Origin of the sequence: Franconibacter daqui, from assembly GCF_014644275.1 — a bacterium.
Classification (GTDB): domain Bacteria; phylum Pseudomonadota; class Gammaproteobacteria; order Enterobacterales; family Enterobacteriaceae; genus Franconibacter; species Franconibacter pulveris.
In genome coordinates this window covers 1,545,205-1,564,952 of the sequence record NZ_BMKJ01000001.1, presented here as the reverse complement: position 1 = coordinate 1,564,952, position 19,748 = coordinate 1,545,205, and the positions used below count along the sequence as shown (strand labels likewise).

General features: G+C 58.6%; 19 protein-coding genes. 11 read left to right on the top strand and 8 right to left on the bottom strand.

Annotation, left to right across the window (positions count from 1 at the left end; genetic code table 11):
• Positions 1-77: 77 nt before the first annotated feature.
• The 4 genes from IEX01_RS07410 to IEX01_RS07395 are packed head-to-tail and all read right to left on the bottom strand — an operon-like array spanning position 78 to position 4,663.
• Positions 78-1,460, bottom strand: coding sequence for an efflux transporter outer membrane subunit (locus IEX01_RS07410; RefSeq protein ID WP_188723576.1), 1,383 nt, complete (start codon positions 1,458-1,460; stop codon positions 78-80).
• The gene (locus tag IEX01_RS07405; protein WP_188723575.1) at positions 1,460-2,542 is read right to left on the bottom strand and encodes an HlyD family secretion protein; all 1,083 of its coding nucleotides are present in this window, start codon (positions 2,540-2,542) and stop codon (positions 1,460-1,462) included. The genes IEX01_RS07410 and IEX01_RS07405 overlap by 1 nt, the downstream gene beginning before the upstream one ends.
• 22 nt (positions 2,543-2,564) lie before the next feature.
• Complete coding sequence (locus IEX01_RS07400) at positions 2,565-4,235, bottom strand: MFS transporter (protein ID WP_024557494.1); 1,671 nt, start codon at positions 4,233-4,235, stop codon at positions 2,565-2,567.
• Complete coding sequence (locus IEX01_RS07395) at positions 4,235-4,663, bottom strand: MarR family winged helix-turn-helix transcriptional regulator (protein ID WP_024557495.1); 429 nt, start codon at positions 4,661-4,663, stop codon at positions 4,235-4,237. Before IEX01_RS07395 ends, IEX01_RS07400 begins: the two co-directional genes overlap by 1 nt.
• Positions 4,664-5,024: 361 nt before the next feature.
• Here IEX01_RS07395 and IEX01_RS07390 point away from each other — a divergent pair, with 361 nt between their 5' ends.
• Both IEX01_RS07390 and fos read left to right on the top strand, forming a co-directional pair.
• Positions 5,025-5,507 (top strand): GNAT family N-acetyltransferase, encoded by a 483-nt coding sequence (locus IEX01_RS07390; protein WP_024561389.1) that lies wholly within the window; start codon positions 5,025-5,027, stop codon positions 5,505-5,507.
• Positions 5,491-5,898 carry a fosfomycin resistance glutathione transferase gene (gene fos, locus IEX01_RS07385; RefSeq protein WP_024561388.1) on the top strand — a complete coding sequence of 136 codons (408 nt, stop codon included), beginning with the start codon at positions 5,491-5,493 and terminating at the stop codon, positions 5,896-5,898. Before IEX01_RS07390 ends, fos begins: the two co-directional genes overlap by 17 nt.
• A 7-nt stretch (positions 5,899-5,905) precedes the next feature.
• On the opposite strand, the gene IEX01_RS07380 is transcribed toward fos, so the two are convergent.
• Positions 5,906-7,225, bottom strand: a complete 1,320-nt coding sequence (locus tag IEX01_RS07380; protein ID WP_024557498.1) for an MFS transporter — start codon at positions 7,223-7,225, stop codon at positions 5,906-5,908.
• A gap of 484 nt (positions 7,226-7,709) precedes the next feature.
• On the opposite strand from IEX01_RS07380, the gene IEX01_RS07375 reads away from it, so the two are divergent.
• The 3 genes from IEX01_RS07375 to aldA all read left to right on the top strand — a co-directional run bounded on the left by IEX01_RS07375 (position 7,710) and on the right by aldA (position 10,615).
• Positions 7,710-8,018: a hypothetical protein gene (locus tag IEX01_RS07375; protein ID WP_024561386.1), complete on the top strand. Its 309-nt coding sequence runs from the start codon at positions 7,710-7,712 to the stop codon at positions 8,016-8,018.
• Between the two features lie 153 nt (positions 8,019-8,171).
• Positions 8,172-8,975 (top strand): YdcF family protein, encoded by an 804-nt coding sequence (locus tag IEX01_RS07370; protein WP_188723574.1) that lies wholly within the window; start codon positions 8,172-8,174, stop codon positions 8,973-8,975.
• Between the two features lie 200 nt (positions 8,976-9,175).
• Positions 9,176-10,615, top strand: coding sequence for an aldehyde dehydrogenase (gene aldA / locus IEX01_RS07365; protein WP_188723573.1), 1,440 nt, complete (start codon positions 9,176-9,178; stop codon positions 10,613-10,615).
• Positions 10,616-10,635: 20 nt separating this feature from the next.
• Here aldA and IEX01_RS07360 read toward each other — a convergent pair whose 3' ends face one another.
• Both IEX01_RS07360 and IEX01_RS21810 read right to left on the bottom strand, forming a co-directional pair.
• On the bottom strand, positions 10,636-11,556 hold the full coding sequence (locus IEX01_RS07360) for an alpha/beta hydrolase (RefSeq protein ID WP_188723572.1): 921 nt from the start codon (positions 11,554-11,556) through the stop codon (positions 10,636-10,638).
• 90 nt (positions 11,557-11,646) lie between these two features.
• Positions 11,647-12,099 carry a PsiF family protein gene (locus IEX01_RS21810; protein ID WP_073859857.1) on the bottom strand — a complete coding sequence of 151 codons (453 nt, stop codon included), beginning with the start codon at positions 12,097-12,099 and terminating at the stop codon, positions 11,647-11,649.
• A gap of 239 nt (positions 12,100-12,338) precedes the next feature.
• Between IEX01_RS21810 and cybB the strand changes: the two genes are divergently transcribed.
• The 6 genes from cybB (at position 12,339) to IEX01_RS07325 (ending at position 18,529) form a co-directional block, all read left to right on the top strand.
• Positions 12,339-12,872, top strand: a complete 534-nt coding sequence (gene cybB, locus IEX01_RS07350) for a cytochrome b561 (protein WP_024557504.1) — start codon at positions 12,339-12,341, stop codon at positions 12,870-12,872.
• Between the two features lie 135 nt (positions 12,873-13,007).
• Positions 13,008-14,333: an MFS transporter gene (locus IEX01_RS07345; RefSeq protein WP_028019914.1), complete on the top strand. Its 1,326-nt coding sequence runs from the start codon at positions 13,008-13,010 to the stop codon at positions 14,331-14,333.
• Between the two features lie 212 nt (positions 14,334-14,545).
• The gene (locus tag IEX01_RS07340; protein ID WP_024557506.1) at positions 14,546-14,821 is read left to right on the top strand and encodes a metal/formaldehyde-sensitive transcriptional repressor; all 276 of its coding nucleotides are present in this window, start codon (positions 14,546-14,548) and stop codon (positions 14,819-14,821) included.
• 34 nt (positions 14,822-14,855) lie between these two features.
• On the top strand, positions 14,856-15,974 hold the full coding sequence (locus tag IEX01_RS07335) for an S-(hydroxymethyl)glutathione dehydrogenase/class III alcohol dehydrogenase (RefSeq protein WP_048887501.1): 1,119 nt from the start codon (positions 14,856-14,858) through the stop codon (positions 15,972-15,974).
• Positions 15,975-16,145: 171 nt separating this feature from the next.
• The gene (locus IEX01_RS07330) at positions 16,146-17,837 is read left to right on the top strand and encodes a methyl-accepting chemotaxis protein (protein ID WP_024557508.1); all 1,692 of its coding nucleotides are present in this window, start codon (positions 16,146-16,148) and stop codon (positions 17,835-17,837) included.
• A gap of 194 nt (positions 17,838-18,031) precedes the next feature.
• A complete protein-coding gene (locus tag IEX01_RS07325) occupies positions 18,032-18,529 on the top strand; it encodes a YciE/YciF ferroxidase family protein (protein WP_188723571.1) in 498 nt (165 codons plus the stop codon).
• 82 nt (positions 18,530-18,611) lie between these two features.
• On the opposite strand, the gene IEX01_RS07320 is transcribed toward IEX01_RS07325, so the two are convergent.
• Entirely contained in the window at positions 18,612-19,667 is a 1,056-nt protein-coding gene (locus IEX01_RS07320; protein ID WP_024560760.1) for an alkene reductase, read from the bottom strand.
• Positions 19,668-19,748 lie beyond the last annotated feature (81 nt).

Genomic DNA, 19,748 nt, shown 5'->3' with positions numbered 1-19,748 from the left:
CGGAATAAGGCGCTGAAAAAAGGGCCAGAGTGTCAGACGCGGCGAAGAATGCGCGCTTTGCCGCGCCTGACGGAAAATTACGACGTCGCCAGCCCACCCCAGCCGCCGCCGAGGGAACGATACAGATCGATCTGCGCCTGCAGCAGGTTGTTTTTCACCTGCGCCAGGTTTAGCTCAGCCGAAAAGAGCGTGCGTTGGGCGTCCAGCACGTCAAGAAAAGAGGAGTAACCATTGCTGTAGCGGTTCTGCGCGATGCGCAGCGTCTCCTGCGCCACGTCCACCTGGCCCTGCAGTTCCGTCATCTGTTCCCGGTAGCGACGAATGGCGTCGAGACTGTCGTTTACTTCCCGGAAAGCGTTGCGCACCGTCGATTCATAGCTGTAAAGCGCCTGATTACGTTGCGACATCGCCACATCCACGCCCGCGTTAAGCGTTTCACGGTTCAGCAGCGGCGCCAGAATGCTGCCGCCGATGCTCCACAACCGCAGCGGGTTATCAAGCAGGCCTGCCAGGGTATCGTCCTGCAGGCTGCCGCTGGCGGTCAGGTTAATGGAGGGCAGCAGTCTGGCGCGCTGCGCGGCGAGCGAGGCGTCCGCCGCCACCAGCGTTCGCTCCGCCTGGACGATATCGGGGCGGCGATTCAGGAGCGTGGAGGGCAGTTGACCAGGCAGCGCAAGCGGCGTCAGCGTGTTGATATCGCCGCCGCGCGCCACCGCGCCCGGGTTAACGCCCAACAGCACGCTGAGCGCATTTTCCTGGCTTGCTATCTGGTGCTGTAACGGCGGGATTTGCGCCCGGGTGGCGCGCCGCTCGGAATCGGTCTGCATCAGCTCAAGGCGCGAGGTATAGCCGGTTTCATATTGCCGCTTCGCGAGCCGGAACGCCTCGTCCCACGCTTTTAGCGTCTCCTCTGTGACGCGCAACTGCTCGTCCAGCGCCAGCAGGGTGAGATAGCCGGAAGCGACCGAGGAGGCGACGGTTAAATCCGCCGCCGCCGCCGCGGCTCTTTGCGCCTCAAGGCTTGCCTGGGCGGCGTCGCTCGTCCGACGGTTCGCTCCCCAGAGATCCACATCGTAGCTCGCCGTCAGGCTGCCCCGCCAGAGCGTGCTGTGCGTCGGCAGGCCGGTGGCGGCAGACTGCGAGCGGCTGCGCGTGCCGCCCAGCTCTGCGCTGAGCGTCGGCCAGAGCGCGCTGTCGGCGGCGTTCAGCCGCGCCTGATATTCATTCACCCGCTCGCGGGCGGTCAGTACGTCGCTGTTATAGCGCAGCGCCTGGTCCACGTAGCGGTTAAGGGCGACATCGTGAAAATTTCGCCACCAGAACCCTTCGGCGGAGGATGATGGCCCAACGGCTTCGCGCCACTGGGCCGGGATTTGCAGCGACGGCTTAGCCTGCTGCACTTCAGTGCTCTGACACCCCGCCAGCAGAAGCGCGAGCGCAACCAGTGAGAGACGACGCATTACTCCGCCTCCTCACCGGTGTTGATATGCACCTGTACCGACATGCCAGGGCGCAGCCGCTGGCGCTGTTCATTGTCGCCAAGCACTTCAATGCGCACCGGAATGCGCTGGGCGATTTTTACGAAGTTGCCGGTGGCGTTATCCGGCGTGATGGCGCTGAACTCCACCCCTGTCGCCGGCGAGATACTCTGTACGCGCCCCTGGAATTTCTCGCCGTGCAGCGCGTCCACGCTGAAGGTGACAGGCTGGCCGATGCGCAGGTTCGCCAGCTGCGTCTCTTTGATATTGGCGATAACCCAGTTCTGCGGCGGCACCAGCGACGTCAGATGCGTGCCGGCGGTAACATAGGCGCCAAGGCGCACGGCTATCTGCCCAAGCTGGCCGTCGCGCGGCGCGATAATCCGCGTGTTTTGCAAATCGATTTGCGCCAGCTCCAGCGCTGCTTTGGCGTTTTCCACATCCGCCTCCAGCGCGGCGCGGTTGACAATCACGCTCTGCAAATTCTGCCGCGACACGTCGAGCTGCGCCCGGGCTTGTTCAACCCCCGCGCTGCCCTGAGCGGCGCTCGCAAGCGCCGCGTCGCGCTCGCGCACCGAAAGCGAGCCATCGGACGCCAGCTCCTGAACGCGGCGCAAATCCGCCTGGTTGCGTTTGTACTGCGCCTGGGCGTTGAGCAGCGTCGCTTTATTCTGGGCGATAGTCGCCTCAGCGCTGCGGCGCTGCTGAATGTTATTCGCCAGCGCCGCTTCGCGCATGGCGAGGGTCGCCTGCGCCTGATGTACGCGCTGGCTGTATATGCGATCGTCAATGGTCATCAGCACATCTCCCTTTTTGACGACCGCGAAATCCTGCACGTTCACGGCGGTGATATAGCCATTCACCTGCGGGCTGATAAAGGTCGTCATGCCTCGTACGTAGGCGTTATCGGTAAACTCCACGTTGCGGGTGAAAGGGGGAAATTTCCAGGCGTAGAGGATAATCAATACGCCAAGAATGCCGATGGCGGCGGCGGCGAAAAATGAAACCACGCGTAAATTGTTGCGTTCCGGGGTTTGAGCGGGCGTAGCGTCTTGCTGGCTCATAACTGCTCCATACAGGTGAACATTATGGGTTCTTCTCTTCAGGTTTAGCGGACATCGCCTGCTTCAGGGCCTTGCGCGCAGCGATGCGCAGGCGGATAAGCCGCCAGAAAATCCACAGCAGCGTTGACGCGGCGATAGTGGCGGTCAGCAGATAGGTGTCGTTATAGGCAAGGATAGTCGCCTCCGTGGTGCTGACGGTCTGCAACTGCTGTGAAGCCTGTACGCTTAACAACGCAGGGTCATTAATGCGGCTTTGAAATAGCTGGCTGTAAAGCTGTAACCGTTCGGTCACCAGAGGATTGAGCGTAGTGAGCTGATCGGCCAGCAGGTTTGAATGGTACTTCTCACGCCAGGTCTGGAAGGTGCCGAGCAGCGCTGAGCCAATCAGCCCCCCCAGGTTCTGGCTCATGCCGAACAGCACCGAAAAGCTCACCAGGTTGCGCGGGTCCGCGATGACGCCGCCAATCGCCGCCAGCGTCGCGGGCCCTAAGAAAAAGGCGCTGCTGAAGCCGAACAGGAACTGGCTAAGCAGCAGCTGGTTCGGACGGGTAAGGCTCGTGGAGTGGCTGTCCATCAGCGAGGCGATGACCATCAACACCAGCGACGTGACGATAGGCCAGGCGGTTTTTTGCGGATTGATAGTCAGCGCGCTTATCACGATGCCGCAAACTGTGCCGGCGAGAATAGAGAGCGCGAGCGTTGTCATCTGCTCATTTTGCAAGCCGACATACTGCAGCCAGCCGATAGCGCCGGTGTTCTGCTCCGCCAGCGCAATGCGAATCAGCACCATCACCAGCCCGAGCCGCACAATACTGCCGCTGGAGAGCCAGCGCGTGTTCAGCAGCGGGTTCGTGCGATTATGTTCAAAGGTGATGGCAGCGATAATCAGCACCACGGCGCCCGCTAGCGTCCAGCCAAGCCACGGCGTTTCAAACCACCACTCAATACGGCCTAGTGAAAGCACCGCGCAGAGCATCGCCATGCCCGGCGCCAGCAGAAAGAAGGTGAGAAAATCTTTTTTCTCAAAGACTTTACGCCGGTCGCCCGGCGGCAGCTTCAGCGCGATAACGCAGGCGAGCGAAATCAGCGCCAGCCCCAGCTCGAAGAGATAAAGCCCGCGCCACTCGTCAAGCTCCAGCAGTTCCGAGGAGAAGAGCCGGGCGATGGGAATCGCCAGTTGCGAACCGGTGATGCCGATGGTCAACGCCTTCAGGCGGTGCTTCGCGGGCCAGGCCTGGATTTGGTAATAAATGCCAAGCGAACTCAGGGCCGCCCCCACCATGCCGTGGGCGGCGCGCACCATGAGCGCTGATGAGAGATCGTTAACGAACAGGTGGAAGAAGGTGACCAGCACGTAGAGCACCAGAAAGCCTTCGGTAAACGCCCGCAGCCCGTACTGCTGGCGAAACTTCACCAGCAACAGGTTGATGGAGATATTGGTCATCACATAGACGGCGGGAAGCCAGGCTATCTCCGTCGACCAGGCGGCGAAGGTCCCCTGTAAATTTTGCAGGTTCGCCGTCACCATGGCGTTGCCAAGGCCGCCGGTCAGGCAGACCAGCAGACCGACAATGCCATAAGCAATGCGTCTGGGCGTCGGATGAACAGGCGTTGAGGGAGAGCCGAGCAGCATCGGCTTTTCGTGCGGCTGCCACTCGCGCGGCGCGTACGGGTCTGATTTCGGCAAACGCATTACTGTTTTTCCACTTCCTGCAGCAGGCGGCTCAGCACGCGGCGCGTGACGGCCTGGTCTTCGGGGCTAATCAGCGTTAGGATCTCTTCGCGCAGGCGGTCCGCCTCGACTTTCACTTTTTCATAAAGCGCCTCACCTTCGGGTGTCGCCACCAGCAGGCGTTTACGTTTGTCGCCGGGCGTAATGCGCGTTATCAACCCTTGCGCCACCAGCCGGTTCAGGAGCGGCACCAGCGTGGCGCTCTCAACGCCCAACTCCTGTGCAAGCTCGCTTTGCGAGAGCGGCGTTTCATGGCGGGCAATCGCCGAGACGGCGACCCAACTTGCCTGGCTCATTCCGAGCCCTTTAAGGCGTTTGTCAACCGCGCGGCGCCAGTGATGAGCGGTCAGATAAAGCAGGTGAGAAAAAGAAAGCCGATCGTGATCCACAAGACATACTCAATCGTTAGATATCTAACGAGTTTAGAGCCTGACTAATTCATAATTCAAGTGAATGATAAGAGGTATTGAATGGTTTGGCGTGAATAGCAGATAAATCTGCCTCCCCTGGTGGTGTAGAAGTGACGTTGTCACATATCCCGGTATTGTGCATGCCCCAACGCGTCCTGCATGAATGTAAGGGCTGAAAAAAGCGCAACTCGCGTCAGGCCTGCGTTTGCGGATACTGGCGGGCAGTTACACAACCCTGGCACGCTGGTCATCGCGATGAAGCAGAAAGAAGCATAAGCCCGCTTTGGCGAGACGTTATTTTTGCGCTATGTTCCTTGCAAACCCTGAATGAGGAAATGTGATGACGGAGTTCACCATTGAAAAGGCCGACCCTGAACACCCGGACGCGATTGTCCTGCAGGCGGCGCTGTCAAAAACTCTGGAGGCGATGACGGGCAGCTCCGGCGCCCAGTCGTTTAACCATCGCGACGTCAAGGTGGAAGGCGCCCGGTTTTTACTGGCGCGTGACGCTGGCGGCAGGGCGGTTGGCTGTGTCGCCTGTCGGCCGCTTGAACCTGGGATCGTTGAGATTAAACGCCTTTTCGCCTTACCCGGCAGCCGGGGCGCAGGCCGCGCGCTGCTGCGGCATATCGAAGCGTTCGCCCGGGACTACGGCTATCGCGAGGCCTGGCTCGAAACCCGCCGCAGCAACCCGGCGGCAGTCGACTTCTACCTGCGTAACGGGTATCGCATTATCGAAAACTATGGCCGCTACGTGGGTCAACAGGACGCGGTCTGCTTCGCCAGAACGCTCGGGGAGACAGACTATGCTGAGCGGGCTTAATCACCTGACGCTTGCCGTGCGCACACTGGATAACAGCCTCGCTTTTTATGTCGACCTGCTGGGGTTGAAACTGCATGCCCGCTGGGATAAAGGCGCCTACCTGAGCTGCGGTTCGCTGTGGCTGTGCCTTTCGCTTGACGACGCGGCGGGCGCCGCGCCCACCGATTACACGCATTATGCTTTCACGGTGAGCGAGACGGATTTCCCTGCGCTTGTCGAAACCTTAACCCAGGCAGGCGTGCGGATATGGAAAACTAACCGCAGCGAGGGCGAGTCATTCTATTTTCTCGACCCGGACAACCATCAGCTGGAACTGCATGTCGGGTCGCTCGCTTCGCGTCTCGCCGCCTGCCGCGAGAAGCCCTACGCCGGCATGCGCTTCTATCCCTGAAGCCCTCTTACAGCGGGCTGGTTTCGCCATTCAGGGGCGTTTTGCGCCCGATGCGGCTGGCGAAGAATATCGCTGCCAGCGAAATCGCCACGGTTACGCCCAGATACCATGCAACCGGCGTCCAGTCGCCCCCTGAATGGGCAAGCAGGCCGGTGGCGATAAGCGGCGCGGTGCCGCCCGCCAGCGCTGCGCCAAGCTGATAGCCGAGGGTAATGCCGGTGTAGCGAACGCGCGCTTCAAAAATCTCTGAACAGAGCGTGCCGAGCACGGCGGTGACCGGCGCCCACAATATGCCAAAGGCGACAACCGTTGCCAGCACGATGCCCCAGGTGGTGCCGGTATCCAGCAGCCAGAACCACGGCACAATAAACAGCCCCAGCAGCACAACGCTACAGGCGTACATCCGCCGACGTCCCGTTTTATCGGAGAGCAAACCCATCAGCGGGATCATCACCGTTGCTACCAGCGCGCCCAGCGTGACGGCTTCCAACGCCTGGGATTTTTGAAAGGCGAGCGTCGTGGTGGCATAACTCACTACGAACGTGGAGAAGATATAAAACGGCGCGGTTTCCACGACCTTCAGCCCGGCGGCGATCAACACTTCACGCCAGTGGTGCTTTACCGTGATGCTGAGCGGCGCTTTGCTAACCTGTCCGGCGCGTTTGACCTGCTTAAAATCAGGCGTTTCGTCGATATCTTTTCGGATCCACAGCCCCAGCAGCACCAGCACGGCGCTCAGCAGAAACGGGATGCGCCAGCCCCAGGAAAGAAACGCATCTTCGCTGAGCAGCGTCATCAGCGAGACGATAAACGTCGCCATCAGCATGCCGATGGTCACGCCTGCCTGCGGAATGCTACCGAAAAAGCCTTTGCGGTTCGCCGGCGCATACTCATAGGCCAACAGCAAAGCACCGCCCCATTCGCCGCCAATGCCCATGCCCTGGATAATACGCATCAGGATTAGCAGCACCGGCGCCCAGATGCCGATGGTTTCATAGGTCGGCAACAGGCCAATCATCACCGTCGCGCCGCCCATCAGCGAAAGCGTCAGCACCAGCGTTTTTTTGCGCCCGATCCGATCGCCGATATGCGCGAAAATCACGCCACCGATGGGACGGATAAAAAAGGTCAGCGAGAAAGAGAGATAAGAGAGGATAAGCCCGATAACCGGGTCCACCATCGGGAAGAACACCTTGTTGAACACCAGCGCAGCGGCGGTGCCGTAAAGAAAATAATCAAACCACTCTATGGCGCTGCCGGTGAGGCTGGCAATCAGCACTTTTTTGTTTTCCCGCAGAATCGCGGCGCTGCTTTTTTGCGTAGTCATAACAGGTAAATCCTCGCAGGTGAAAGTAGGCGAGGTGTCACCTGACGCGACAGGTGCAACCTCAGGCGGCAATAAAGTTGTAAATTTGTTAATTAAATAAGGGAGAGGTGTAACTTTTGGCAAGCGCAAGAGACGCGTTTCAGGCATTAAAGTGATTATTTATGCAGATATTTGTGCCAGGTCGTCGCTTGTAAAGCAAACAGTATGCGCATCTGGCTGGCGTTATCAGAATGGGCTACAGGTGCAACCTGTCGTTTTTTAGACAATTAACGTTATTTTCCAGTAACGCGACATTCTGCGCTTTTTCATACCCGGCTTGCAGGCTGCCCGGACAAGGAAAAGGAAAAACCGCTGGGCGTAGGATGCAAGGGGGGGCCTGCTAACGCGCTGCGCATTGAAAAGAGATACAGCCTGTATACGGCAAAGGAGGGCTGATAAACTTACGTCAATTGTTTAATTATCATGTAATAAGCGAAAAGATCGGATGCAAACAATAAAAGATCTGGCGACAGGGAGAATAAGCCTGGCGCAAACCTTCTGGGGGTATGGCGTCTGCGGGAATATTATTTTAGGCCTCGTCGGAACCTCGGCAATAAATAATGAATTTTTGGGATTTTTTATTCTCACGCTTATCTTAAAGTTTCTGCTATTCGCCACGGTGCTCTCGGGCATCACGTTTATCATGCGTAACGGTAAGATAACCGTCTGGCGCATACTGGCTTTCGCCGTGGTGCTTATTGAGGTTATCGTCGGGCTGATCATGGCCGCGGCGCTCGCCTCTGTCGCGTTCTGAAACCAATTTTTTCTGTGGGTTACAGCGATTTGTTTTATTTTCCCGCCATGCGGTGACAGTGGGTTTGCGCCCCTGCGCCTTTAAGGTTGATCCGATAGGGGAACAGCACAAACCTCGTTACTCTGGCGGCAGAATAGCAATTAAGGAGGCACTATGGAGCTGATGCCCATGCCAAAACTTTCTGAAAGCACGCTCAATGCGATCAATACGCTGGGCCAGTGGTTGGCGCAAACCGACATGGCTTCGCCTGCCGACGCCAGCGCAGCGCAACTGGTCGTGCTGGCGGGCAACGCGGCGCTGCCGACCCTGGAAACTGCCGCGCAGATTTCAAACGCCCACGCGCTGCCATTGTTGATTACCGGCGGGATCGGCCACTCCACCACCTTTCTTTACGCCGCCGTGGCGCGCCATCCCCGTTACAACAGCTTGCGCACTACCGGGCTGAGCGAGGCGGATTTGCTGGCGTCTATCGCCAGAAAGTACCTTAAAGTGCCTGAGGAGAGGCTGATAATCGAGCGACGCTCCACCAACAGCGGAGAAAACGCCAGCTTTACCCGCCAGCTGATGGAGGATAAAGGGCTGAAGCCGCAGCGCGCGGTGTTGATTCAGGACCCCACCATGCAGCGGCGCACGGCCGCCACCTTCGCGCGCGTCTGGCGTGACGCGCCAGCTAAGCCGCAGTGGTTAAGCTTTCCCGGTTTTGTGCCGCAGGTGATGAACGGCGAGCGGAACCTGACGTTCGCTAACCCTCAGGATGGGTTGTGGGAAGTGGCGCGTTATCTTTCCCTGGTGCTGGGCGAAATGCCGCGTCTTAACGATGATGAGCAGGGGTACGGCCCGCGCGGAAGAGGATTTATCGAACATGTCGATATGCCTGCCGACGTGCATGAAGCGTGGGAACAGGTGCAAAACGACGCGGCGCTGACGGGTCCCTTGCGCAGCCGCTCGCTCATTTAATTTCCCTGCCCGCCGTTTACAGCGCGCCGCTGTAAACGGTTTTCGCGACTCCTCGCCAAATTTTCTGCAACAGCGTTTCTTTTTTTAGATTTCCTTCACACATTCCTTTTTTTCACCGCGCCGGGTGAGGCAATGCCGTTTAGTTTTTAACAAACTGTTTACTTCTAACACACATCAATAACCTGACAAGGGAGTAAGGCATGACACGACCTGTGCAACACCCGATGTATATCGATGGCCAGTTCGTCAACTGGCAGGGCGATAACTGGCTTGATGTCATTAACCCGGCCACCGAAGAGGTGATTTCACGTATCCCGGACGGCACGGCGGAGGATGCGCGTAAGGCTATCGAGGCGGCTGAACAGGCACAGGCGCCGTGGGAAGCGCTGCCCGCCATTGAGCGCGCCGGGTGGCTGCGCAAAATCGCCGCCGGCATCCGCGAGCGGGCCGGGGAAATCAGCGCCATGATTGTTGCTGAAGGCGGAAAAACGCAGCAGCTGGCCGAAGTGGAGGTGGCTTTCACGGCGGATTATCTGGAATACATGGCGGAATGGGCGCGCCGTTACGAGGGCGAAATTATCCAGAGCGACCGCCCTGGCGAAAATATTCTGGTATTCAAACGCGCGCTCGGCGTCACCACCGGCATCCTGCCGTGGAACTTCCCGTTCTTCCTGATAGCGCGCAAGCTCGCGCCGGCGCTGGTGACCGGCAATACCATTGTGATTAAACCGAGCGAATTCACGCCAAACAACGCCATCGCCTTTGCGGAGATCGTTCATCAGGTGGGGTTGCCGAAAGGGGTGTTCAACCTGGTGCTCGGGCGCGGCGAAACGGTAGGACAGGAGCTGGCGGGCAACCCGAAAGTGGCGATGGTCAGCATGACCGGAAGCGTTGCAGCCGGGGAAAAGATCATGGCGGCGGCGGCCAGGAACATCACCAAAGTCTGCCTTGAGCTGGGCGGTAAAGCGCCGGCGATTGTGATGGACGACGCGGATCTGGAGCTTGCGGTGAAAGCGATTGTCGATTCCCGCGTTATCAACACCGGGCAGGTATGCAACTGCGCCGAGCGCGTCTATGTGCAAAAAGGCATTTATGACCGCTTTGTCAGCAAGCTTGGCGAAGCCATGAAAGCGGTGACCTTTGGCGACCCGGCGCAGCGTAACGATGTCGCGATGGGGCCGCTTATCAACGCCGCGGCGCTGGAACGCGTGGAGCAAAAAGTGGCGAAGGCGGTGAGCGAAGGGGCGAAAGTGGTTTTTGGCGGCAAAGCGGCGGAAGGCAAAGGGTACTTTTACCCGCCCACGCTGCTGGTGGACGTCAACCAGCAGATGTCCATCATGCATGAAGAGACCTTCGGCCCGGTGCTGCCGGTGGTGGCGTTCGATACCCTCGACGAGGCGCTGAAGATGGCCAACGACAGCGACTACGGGCTGACCTCATCGATTTACACCACCAATCTCAACACCGCGATGAAAGCCATCAACGGGCTGAAGTTTGGCGAAACCTACGTGAACCGCGAAAACTTCGAGGCGATGCAGGGTTTCCATGCCGGGTGGCGCAAGTCCGGCATCGGCGGCGCCGACGGCAAACATGGCCTGCATGAATACCTGCAAACGCAGGTGGTGTATCTGCAAGCGTAATAAAAGGGGGCATGGCCCCCCTAGTGGTTCTCAAGCTTTCGCGCCAGCCAGCGCATCAGCAGCTGCGGCCACGCCTGGGCGGGCAACCCTTCGGCATCGCGAATGCCAAAGCCGTGGCCGCCCTCCTCAAAAAGATGCAGCTCGGCGGCCACCCCTTTTTCACGCAGCGCGCTAAACATCGCCAGGCTGTTTTCCACTTTCACCGAAGGATCGTCCACGGCGTGAAACAGAAACGTGGGCGGCATCGCCTCCGGCAGCGATTGTTCTGGCGAATAACGTTTTATGTGGACGCTATCGGGATCCTCGCCCAGCAGTTGCTGGCGAGACCCGGCATGCGCAATGGGCGGAGTCATGGAGATGACCGGATAGCCGAGGGCCAGAAACGCCGGGCGGGCGCTCAGGTGGTCAATGTCATCAAGCTGCGCGCTGATCGCCTCGTCATAGCGGGTGGCGAGGCTTGCCGCCACATGGCCGCCTGCAGAGAACCCCAGAACGCCAATTTTTTCAGGCGTGACGCCAAACTCCGCCGCCCGGTGGCGCACCAGCCTTAGCGCGCGCTGCGCATCGGCGAGCGGCGCATCCGCCCCTTCGGCATGGCCGTCGCCGGGCAGACGATAGGCCATAACAAAAAGTGTATATCCCGCGTCGGTAAAGGCGGGGGCGAGCGCGCTGCCTTCTTTATCCAGCACAACGCGACGATACGAGCCGCCCGGCATGACCAGCAGTCCGATGCCATTCGGTTCATCAGGCTGGTAAACCGTGATTTGCGGGGCGCGCACGCCGGTCACGGCCCGGTCGAGCAGCGTTTCGCCGGTGTGTTGTTCTTCAAGGGTAAAATGGGCGTGTGATTGCCGCGCCCCAGGCGCTTCGCCGTCAGGCCACACGGGAAACGTGTCGGCGTGGGCGACGGCCTGCGCCATACGGTCGGAGAGTTCTGTCATAGGCTTTTGCCGTTACGATAAGGTCTTTTAAAGATAACGCATGCGCGCGATGACGCAGAAAAAAACCCGCGCGAGGCGGGTTTTATGTCACTAATCGGTCACCGTTTTAAGGCAGCCGCTCATAAAGGTTCGGCGGGCATCGCCGGAGAGCGACTGGTTGGTCGCCTGAGCGTTGCAGTCTTTCATTTTCTGCTGCTGCGTCATCGGTTTTTCATCGGGGGTTGTGGGGCTGTTTTTCAGGCAGTTGCCCATAAAGGTTTTACGGGCATCGCCGGAGAGCGACTGGCTGGCGGCCTGGGCGTTGCAGTCTTTCATTTTTTGCTGCTGAGGGTTGACGCTTTTTTCCACCTTAGCCGCGGCGCTGTTTTTCAGGCAATTGCTCATAAAGGTTTTACGATCGTCGCCGGAAAGCGACTGGGTTACGGCCTGAGTATTACAGTCTTGCATTCTTTTTTGCTGCGGCGTAACGGACTTTTCCGCCGCATGCAGCGCCGTTGCGCACAGCAGCGTGGCCAGAAACGTCGTTGTCGTGGTGAGTTTCATCATGTCGTCCTTTTTATGTTGAGGGGCACAGGATCGGGGCGCGAAGGCAAAAAAGCGATTTGCTGATTTCTGATTTCTTTTTTACCGGCGCCTGATAGTAGTTTACTCACTGTCGGAAAAAGCGCGTTTTCAGGTGCAAAACTTATTCATTTACAGGGGATTATCCAAATAAAGTTAATGAATTCTTAATCTACTCCCGCTATGGTGAGGCAATCCTCGCCTTGGTTCAGGATTTTCTTATGCGCAGCAAATACACCTCATCGCAAATTACACTTCACTGGCTGGTCTTTTTACTGGTGGTGGTCGCGTACAGCGCTATTGAGTTACGCGGGCTGGTGCCGCGAAGCGTAGGCCGTATTTTTATCTATACCCACTTTAGCTGCGGTATCGCCATTCTGGTGTTGATGGTGAGCCGGTTGCTGCTGCGGGCGAAATATCCTGAGCCGCCTATTGAGCCGAAGCCAAAAGCGCTCTATACCGGCCTTTCTCATCTCGTTCACGTGATTCTCTACCTGATGTTTATCGCGCTGCCGCTGCTCGGCGTGGCGGCGAAATATTATGGCGGACGCGAATGGTTCGCTTTTGGCGTCAGCATGCCGGTGGCGGCGGAAGGGGATGAAGATGTCGAAATGCAGCTGCGGGCGATTCACGCATTTATCGCCAATAGCAGCTATTTTGTGGTCGCGCTTCATGCCGGGGCGGCGCTGGTGCACCACTATTTCTGGCGCGACAATACGCTGCTGCGCATGATGCCCGGTAAACGCAGCCGGTAAAATGGACGATCTGTCTCTTTTTTGAACATATTTTCCATTGCAGTTCACACTTTACGCACTGCGCATTCGTGAAGTCCGCTCCGTTCGGCCTACAACTATATCTATTATAGAAACACTCAGGTGAGCGGGGGAGCTATGGCGCAGTCGATTCAACGTCCGGTAACAGAGGTAGCGATGCAGGAAGAAGCGCATGAGGCGCGCAGGCTGCGTAAGGTCTTGCTGGCGACCGGCGTTGGCCATTTTGTCGAGTGGTTTGACTTCGGCCTTTACGGGACGCTGGCCGCCATCATCGGCATGCAATTTTTCCAGTCGAGCAGCCCGGCGGCTGCGCTGCTCTCCTCATTTGCAGTATTTGGCGCGGGCTTTGTGATGCGTCCTCTCGGCGGGCTGTGGTTCGGATCGCTCGGCGACAGGATCGGGCGCCAAAAAGTGCTGGCGAACGTCATCCTGCTCACCTCGGGGGCTACCTTTGTCATGGGGTTGCTTCCCACCTGGCAGCAGGTGGGCTTGCTGGCGCCAGCGCTGCTGGTGATCACCCGTCTGGTGCAGGGGTTCGCCGCAGGCGGCGAGACCTCCGGCGCCACCACCTATCTTGCCGAATTCGCGCCCGCGCGGCGGCGCGGCTATTTCACCTGCTGGATAGACAACTTTGGCTTTATGGCGTTTGTTGCCGGCTCCGGCCTGGTTTTTCTGCTCACGGCTTCGCTTGGCGAAACGGCGATGAACGAATGGGGCTGGCGCATTCCGTTCCTGATTGCCGGGCCGCTCGGCATCGTGGGGCTTTATCTGCGCACCCGTCTTGAAGATTCCCCGGAGTTCACCGCCGCCGTTCGGGCGGGCAAAACTGCGCAGACGCCGCTGCGTACGGCGGTGACGTCCGCCTGGCGGGCGCTGCTGTTCTGCGTCGGGTTTGTGGTTATTAAAGCGGTAGGCCACTGGACGCTGCAAACGTTTATGCCAGGTTATCTCTCGACGGAGCTCCATTTCAGCAAGCTTGATTCCTACGCCATTACCACCCTCGGCCTGTTCGCTATCGCCGTGATGGTGCCGTTTATGGGCTATCTCTCGGACCGCTTCGGGCGCAAGCCGTTAATGCTGGCGGGCTGCGGCGGGTTTATTCTCTTCACCTGGCCCGCGATGATGGTGATGGCGCAGGGCGATATGCTCTCCGCCATGCTGGCGATGCTGGTGCTCGGCGCGTTTATCGCCGCCTTCGACGGCGCCTGCAGCGCGGCGATGGCGGAGCTTTTTCCCACCGGCGTGCGCTACGGCGGCATGTCGATAGCCTACAACTTCGCGGTCGCCTTTTTCGGCGGCATCACCCCCTGGTTTTCGGCTTACCTCATTACCACCACCGGCAATCCTTTCTCACCGGCGTTTTACGTCATGGGCGCGGCGCTGGTAACCTTCCTGACGGTGATGCGGGCGAAAGAGACGGCGGGTCAACCGCTGCGGCGATAAACAAAAAAAGCGCCTGCGGGCGCTTTTTTTGTCGCCGGGACTCAGGCCGCCGTTAAAGCTCTGGCTACAGCTGCGGCTTCCTAAAGCGCCGTCAAGGCGTGATCTTTTTACTTAAGCATCCCACCGGATCAAACGGCCTGTACGTCACTTCAGGTTTACACAGCATAATAGCGTGATATACCATACCCCCCTATAGTATATGGAGGCGTCTGATGCCGCATTCCCCTGAAGATAAAAAACGTATTCTCACCCGCGTGCGCCGCATTCGCGGCCAGGCCGAGGCGCTGGAGCGGGCGCTGGAGGCGGGCGAACCTTGTCTTGCCATTCTGCAACAGATTGCCGCCGTGCGCGGCGCCGCGAACGGCCTGATGGGCGAGATGGTGGAAATCCACCTGAAAGACGAGCTGGTCAGCGGCGACACGACCAGCGCCGAGCGCGCGGAGCGCATGGCGGAAATCGGCCAGCTTCTGCGCGCCTATCTAAAATAACAATGACCATCCACTCGAACGGAAAAGGACAAGTATGAAATCACGTGCAGCAGTTGCATTTGGTCCCGGCAAACCGCTGGAGATTGTTGAAATTGACGTCGCGCCGCCGAAAAAGGGCGAAGTGCTGGTGAAAATCACCCACACCGGCGTCTGCCATACCGATGCCTTTACGCTTTCCGGCGACGATCCGGAAGGGGTCTTCCCGGCGGTGCTCGGCCACGAAGGGGGCGGTATTGTGGTGGAAGTGGGCGAAGGCGTCACTAGCCTGAAGCCTGGCGATCACGTCATTCCGCTCTATACGGCTGAATGCGGCGAATGTAAGTTCTGTAAGTCTGGCAAAACCAACCTTTGCCAGGCGGTGCGCGCCACCCAGGGCAAAGGGCTGATGCCGGACGGCACCACCCGTTTCTCCTACAACGGCGAGCCGGTGTATCACTATATGGGCACCAGCACCTTCAGCGAATACACCGTCTGCGCGGAAATTTCGCTGGCGAAGGTCAACCCGCAAGCGCCGCTGGATAAAGTCTGCCTGCTGGGCTGCGGCGTCACCACCGGTATCGGCGCGGTGCATAACACGGCGAAAGTCAAAGAGGGGGATACGGTTGCGGTCTTCGGTCTTGGCGGCATCGGCCTTGCGGTTATTCAGGGGGCGGTGCAGGCGAAAGCGGGGCGCATTATCGCCATCGATACCAACCCGTCTAAATTCGCGCTGGCGCGCGAAATGGGCGCGACCGATTGCGTTAACCCGAACGACTACGACAAGCCGATTCAGGAGGTCATCGTCGAGATGACCGACGGCGGCGTGGAGTTCAGCTTTGAATGCATCGGCAACGTTAACGTTATGCGCGCGGCGCTGGAATGTTGCCACAAGGGCTGGGGCGAGAGCGTGATTATCGGCGTTGCGGGCGCAGGTCAGGAGATCCGCACCCGTCCGTTCCAGCTGGTGACCGGGCGCGTCTGGCGCGGCTCCGCATTCGGCGGCGTAAAAGGCCGCAGCCAGCTGCCGGGCATGGTAGAAGACGCCATGGCGGGCAAAATCCGCCTTGATCCGTTCATCACCCACCGCCTGCCGCTTTCGCAAATCAACGAGGCGTTTGATTTAATGCATGAAGGCAAATCGATTCGCACCGTGATTCACTTCGGCGACGAATAAATTCTCTTTAATGATAAAGCGGCCGTTGCGCCGCTTTTTTTTGCGCCGTTTCCGGACGCAAATAGTGAATCTGTGAGCCAGGTAGCGATCTTCGCACTAACCCTTCGCCGCGCTCTGCCGATGGTTCTCTTAAAGGCTTATTCCTGACCTACACACAAGAGAAAACTGGCCATGACTAAAACGACAACAAAGCAACAAACGGACGTCCTGAGTTTCTGGCACCATATCCGGCTGGTTCCGCTGTTCTCAGCCATTCTTGGCGGCATCTTGCTGCTTTTCGCGCTCTGCGTAGGGCTGGCGGGGTATTTCCTCGTCCAGAGCGACAGCGCGCTTAATGATGTAAAAGAAGAGATTCAGGTGCGAAGCGGGCTTGCCGACAGCGCCAGCCTGCTGCGCACTGCGCGCATCAATATGATCCACGCGGGCGCAGCCAGCCGCGTGGCGGAAATGGACGATATGCGTCGCAACATCAGCGATGCGGAAAAGAACATCAAGCTCGCCCGTCAGGGGTTTTCCAGCTATCAGGCGCGGCAGGAGCAGACCGGCGACGCGCTGGATAACGACCTGAAAACGCGTTTCGACGCCTATCTGCAAGGTTTGCAGCCGATGCTGAAGTTCGCTAAAAACGGCATGTTCGAGGCTATCATTAACCATGAAAACGAACATGCCCGCCAGCTTGATACGGACTACAGTGCCGTGCTGCAAAAAGCGGTTGCCTTGCGTTCCGAGCGGGTACAGGCGCTGAGCGATCAGGCGGCGAAACGCACCCACTTTAGCGTCATGATGATGGCCGGCGCGTTCGCCGTGGCGCTGGTGATGACGCTACTGACGTTCGTGGTATTACGCCGCATTGTGATTAAGCCGCTCCAGCACGCCGCCAGCCGCATTGAAACCATCGCCAGCGGCGACCTGACGCTGCCGGAAGAGCCGACCGGGCGCAGCGAAATTGGCCGTCTGAGCGAGCATCTGCAACTGATGCAGCGCTCGCTGGTAAAAACAGTCGGCACCGTGCGTGAAGGCGCTAACGCTATCTATCAGGGCACCAGCGAAATTTCCGCCGGCAATACCGATCTCTCCTCGCGCACCGAGCAGCAGGCGGCCGCGCTTGAGCAAACCGCCGCCAGCATGGAGCAACTCACCGCCACCGTGAAGCAGAACGCCGATAACGCGCATCACGCCACGAAGCTCGCCGAAGACGCCTCCGGCAAGGCAAGCGACGGCGGACGTATCGTCTCCGGCGTGGTGACCACAATGGGCAATATCTCCGCCAGTTCGAAGAAAATCTCTGAAATTACCGCCGTAATTAACAGCATCGCCTTCCAGACCAACATCCTGGCGTTAAACGCCGCCGTGGAAGCCGCCCGCGCCGGCGAACAGGGACGCGGGTTCGCTGTGGTGGCAAGCGAAGTTCGCACGCTGGCGAGCCGCAGCGCCCAGGCGGCGAAAGAGATTGAAGGGCTTATTAGCGAGTCTGTGGCGCTGATTGATAAAGGCTCCACGGAAGTGGTGCACGCAGGCGATACCATGAAAGGCATTGTCGAAGCAGTGAAGCGCGTCACCGATATCATGCTGGAGATCGCCGCCGCGTCGGACGAACAGAGCCGTGGCATCGAGCAAGTGGCGCAGGCTATCGCTGAAATGGATAACGTGACGCAGCAAAACGCCTCGCTGGTGGAAGAAGCCTCCGCCGCCGCCGTGTCGCTGGAAGAGCAGGCCGCTCGCCTGAATGAGGCGGTTGGCGCCTTCCGCCTGCGTCAAAGCGCCCCGGCTGTCGGGCAGCGCGCTGCGCCGGTTGAGCCGCGTCCGGTGGCAGCGGCGCCCCGCCCGGCGTTAGCGAGCGGGGATAACTGGGAGACCTTCTGAACAGAGCGTAAACCTGCCGATCACCCTTAGCCATCGGCAGGCTGACTTTTGTCGCCCTTCGGGGCGACTTTTTTTACTTTAGGAATATACTGCAACGTTTTCTGCCTTTGCCGCCTGGCTTATTTCCGGGTTCATCGTCCAGGCTTATCAGGGTCTGGATATGACATTCTGAAATAACTAACGGAGACAACGACATGCAGATTAAAACCGCTCAAGACCTTTTCGTTCATTTACTTTCAGACACCTACAGCGCCGAAAAACAGATTACCCGTGCGCTGCCGAAACTGGCGCGCGCCGCGTCAGATGAAAAATTAGCCGAAGCCTTCAAAATGCACCTTGAAGAAACCCATGGCCAGATTGAACGTATCGATAAAGTGGTTGAAAGTGTGCCGGAGCTGAAACTGCGTCGTATCAAATGTGTGGCGATGGAAGGGCTGATTGAAGAAGGCCAGGAAGTTGTCGATGAAATCGAAAAAGGGCCAGTGCGCGATGCGGGCCTGATCGCCGCCGCGCAGAAAGTGGAGCACTATGAAATCGCCGCGTACGGTACGCTCTGCACCCTGGCGGAACAGCTGGGTTACACCGAAGCGAAAAACCTGCTTGGCGAAACCCTGGCGGAAGAAAAATCAACCGACGGCAAGCTGACGACCATTGCGGAGGCTGGCGTAAACACTAAAGCCTCGACTAAATAAGGCTAAAAAGGGTTAAGCCGCTATCCTGTAGCGTAAAAAAAAACCACTCCTTCGGGAGTGGTTTTTGCTTTTTCAACGCTCATTAAGCCAGCGCGGGGTAATCGGTGTAACCCGTTGCGCCTGGCGAATAGATCGTGTCGGCATTAAGCGGGTTATAAGGCCCGTTTTGCGAGAAGCGCTCCACCAGATCGGGGTTGGCAATATAGAGCTTGCCGAAGGCGGCGGCATCCGCTTCGCCTTTTTCAATCAGCGCTTCGGCGCTCTCTTTGGTCAGGCCGTCGTTGGCAATCCATGCGCCCTGGAATTTAGCTTTGATCTGCGGGCCGATGCGGTTCGGGAAATCAAGCGCTTCACGCGCGAAGATAAAGGCGAGACGGCGTTGATTGAGCTGCTCCAGCACGTAGCCGAAGAGCGCCGCTGGCTGCGAGTCTTCCATCGAATAGGAGTTCGACATCAGGTTCAGGTGCACGCCGAGGCGGTCGGCAGGCCATTCGCCAAGCAGCGCGTCGACCGTTTCCAGCAGAAAGCGGGCGCGGTTTTCAATGCTGCCGCCATAGCGGTCGGTGCGCTTGTTAGAGCCATCATGCAAAAACTGGTCGAAAAGATAGCCGTTGGCGGCATGCACTTCGATGGCGTCGAAACCAGCGCGCTTCGCGTTGATAGCCGCTTTGCGGAAATCTTCCACAATGCCCGGGATCTCTTCGGTTTCCAGCGCGCGCGGCTCGCCGTAGGGGCGTTTAGGGCGCACGGCGGTAACATGGCCTTCCGGCGCGATGGCGCTCGGCGCGACCGGCTTTTCGCCGTCAAGAAAGACCGGGTCGGAAACGCGGCCAACGTGCCAGAGCTGAAGCACGATTTTGCCGCCTTTGGCGTGCACCGCCTCGACAATCTCTTTCCACGCTTCAACCTGCTTTTCAGACCAGATGCCCGGCGTATTGGGATAACCCACGCCCTGCGGCGTAACGGAGGTCGCTTCGGTGAAAATCAGCCCGGCGCTGGCGCGCTGCACGTAATATTCTTTGGTCACTTCGCCCGGCGAGCGCTCATCCACCGCGCGCATGCGGGTGAGCGGGGCCATCACGATGCGGTTGTTCAGCTCAAGCGCGCCTATCTTTACGGGATCAAACAGCGAAGGCATAACAAATTCTCCTGTCAGGAATGATGCGGTTCGGTCATTAATGCGTTATTGCGCAGCAATTCGCAAGGGCAGGGAATTAGC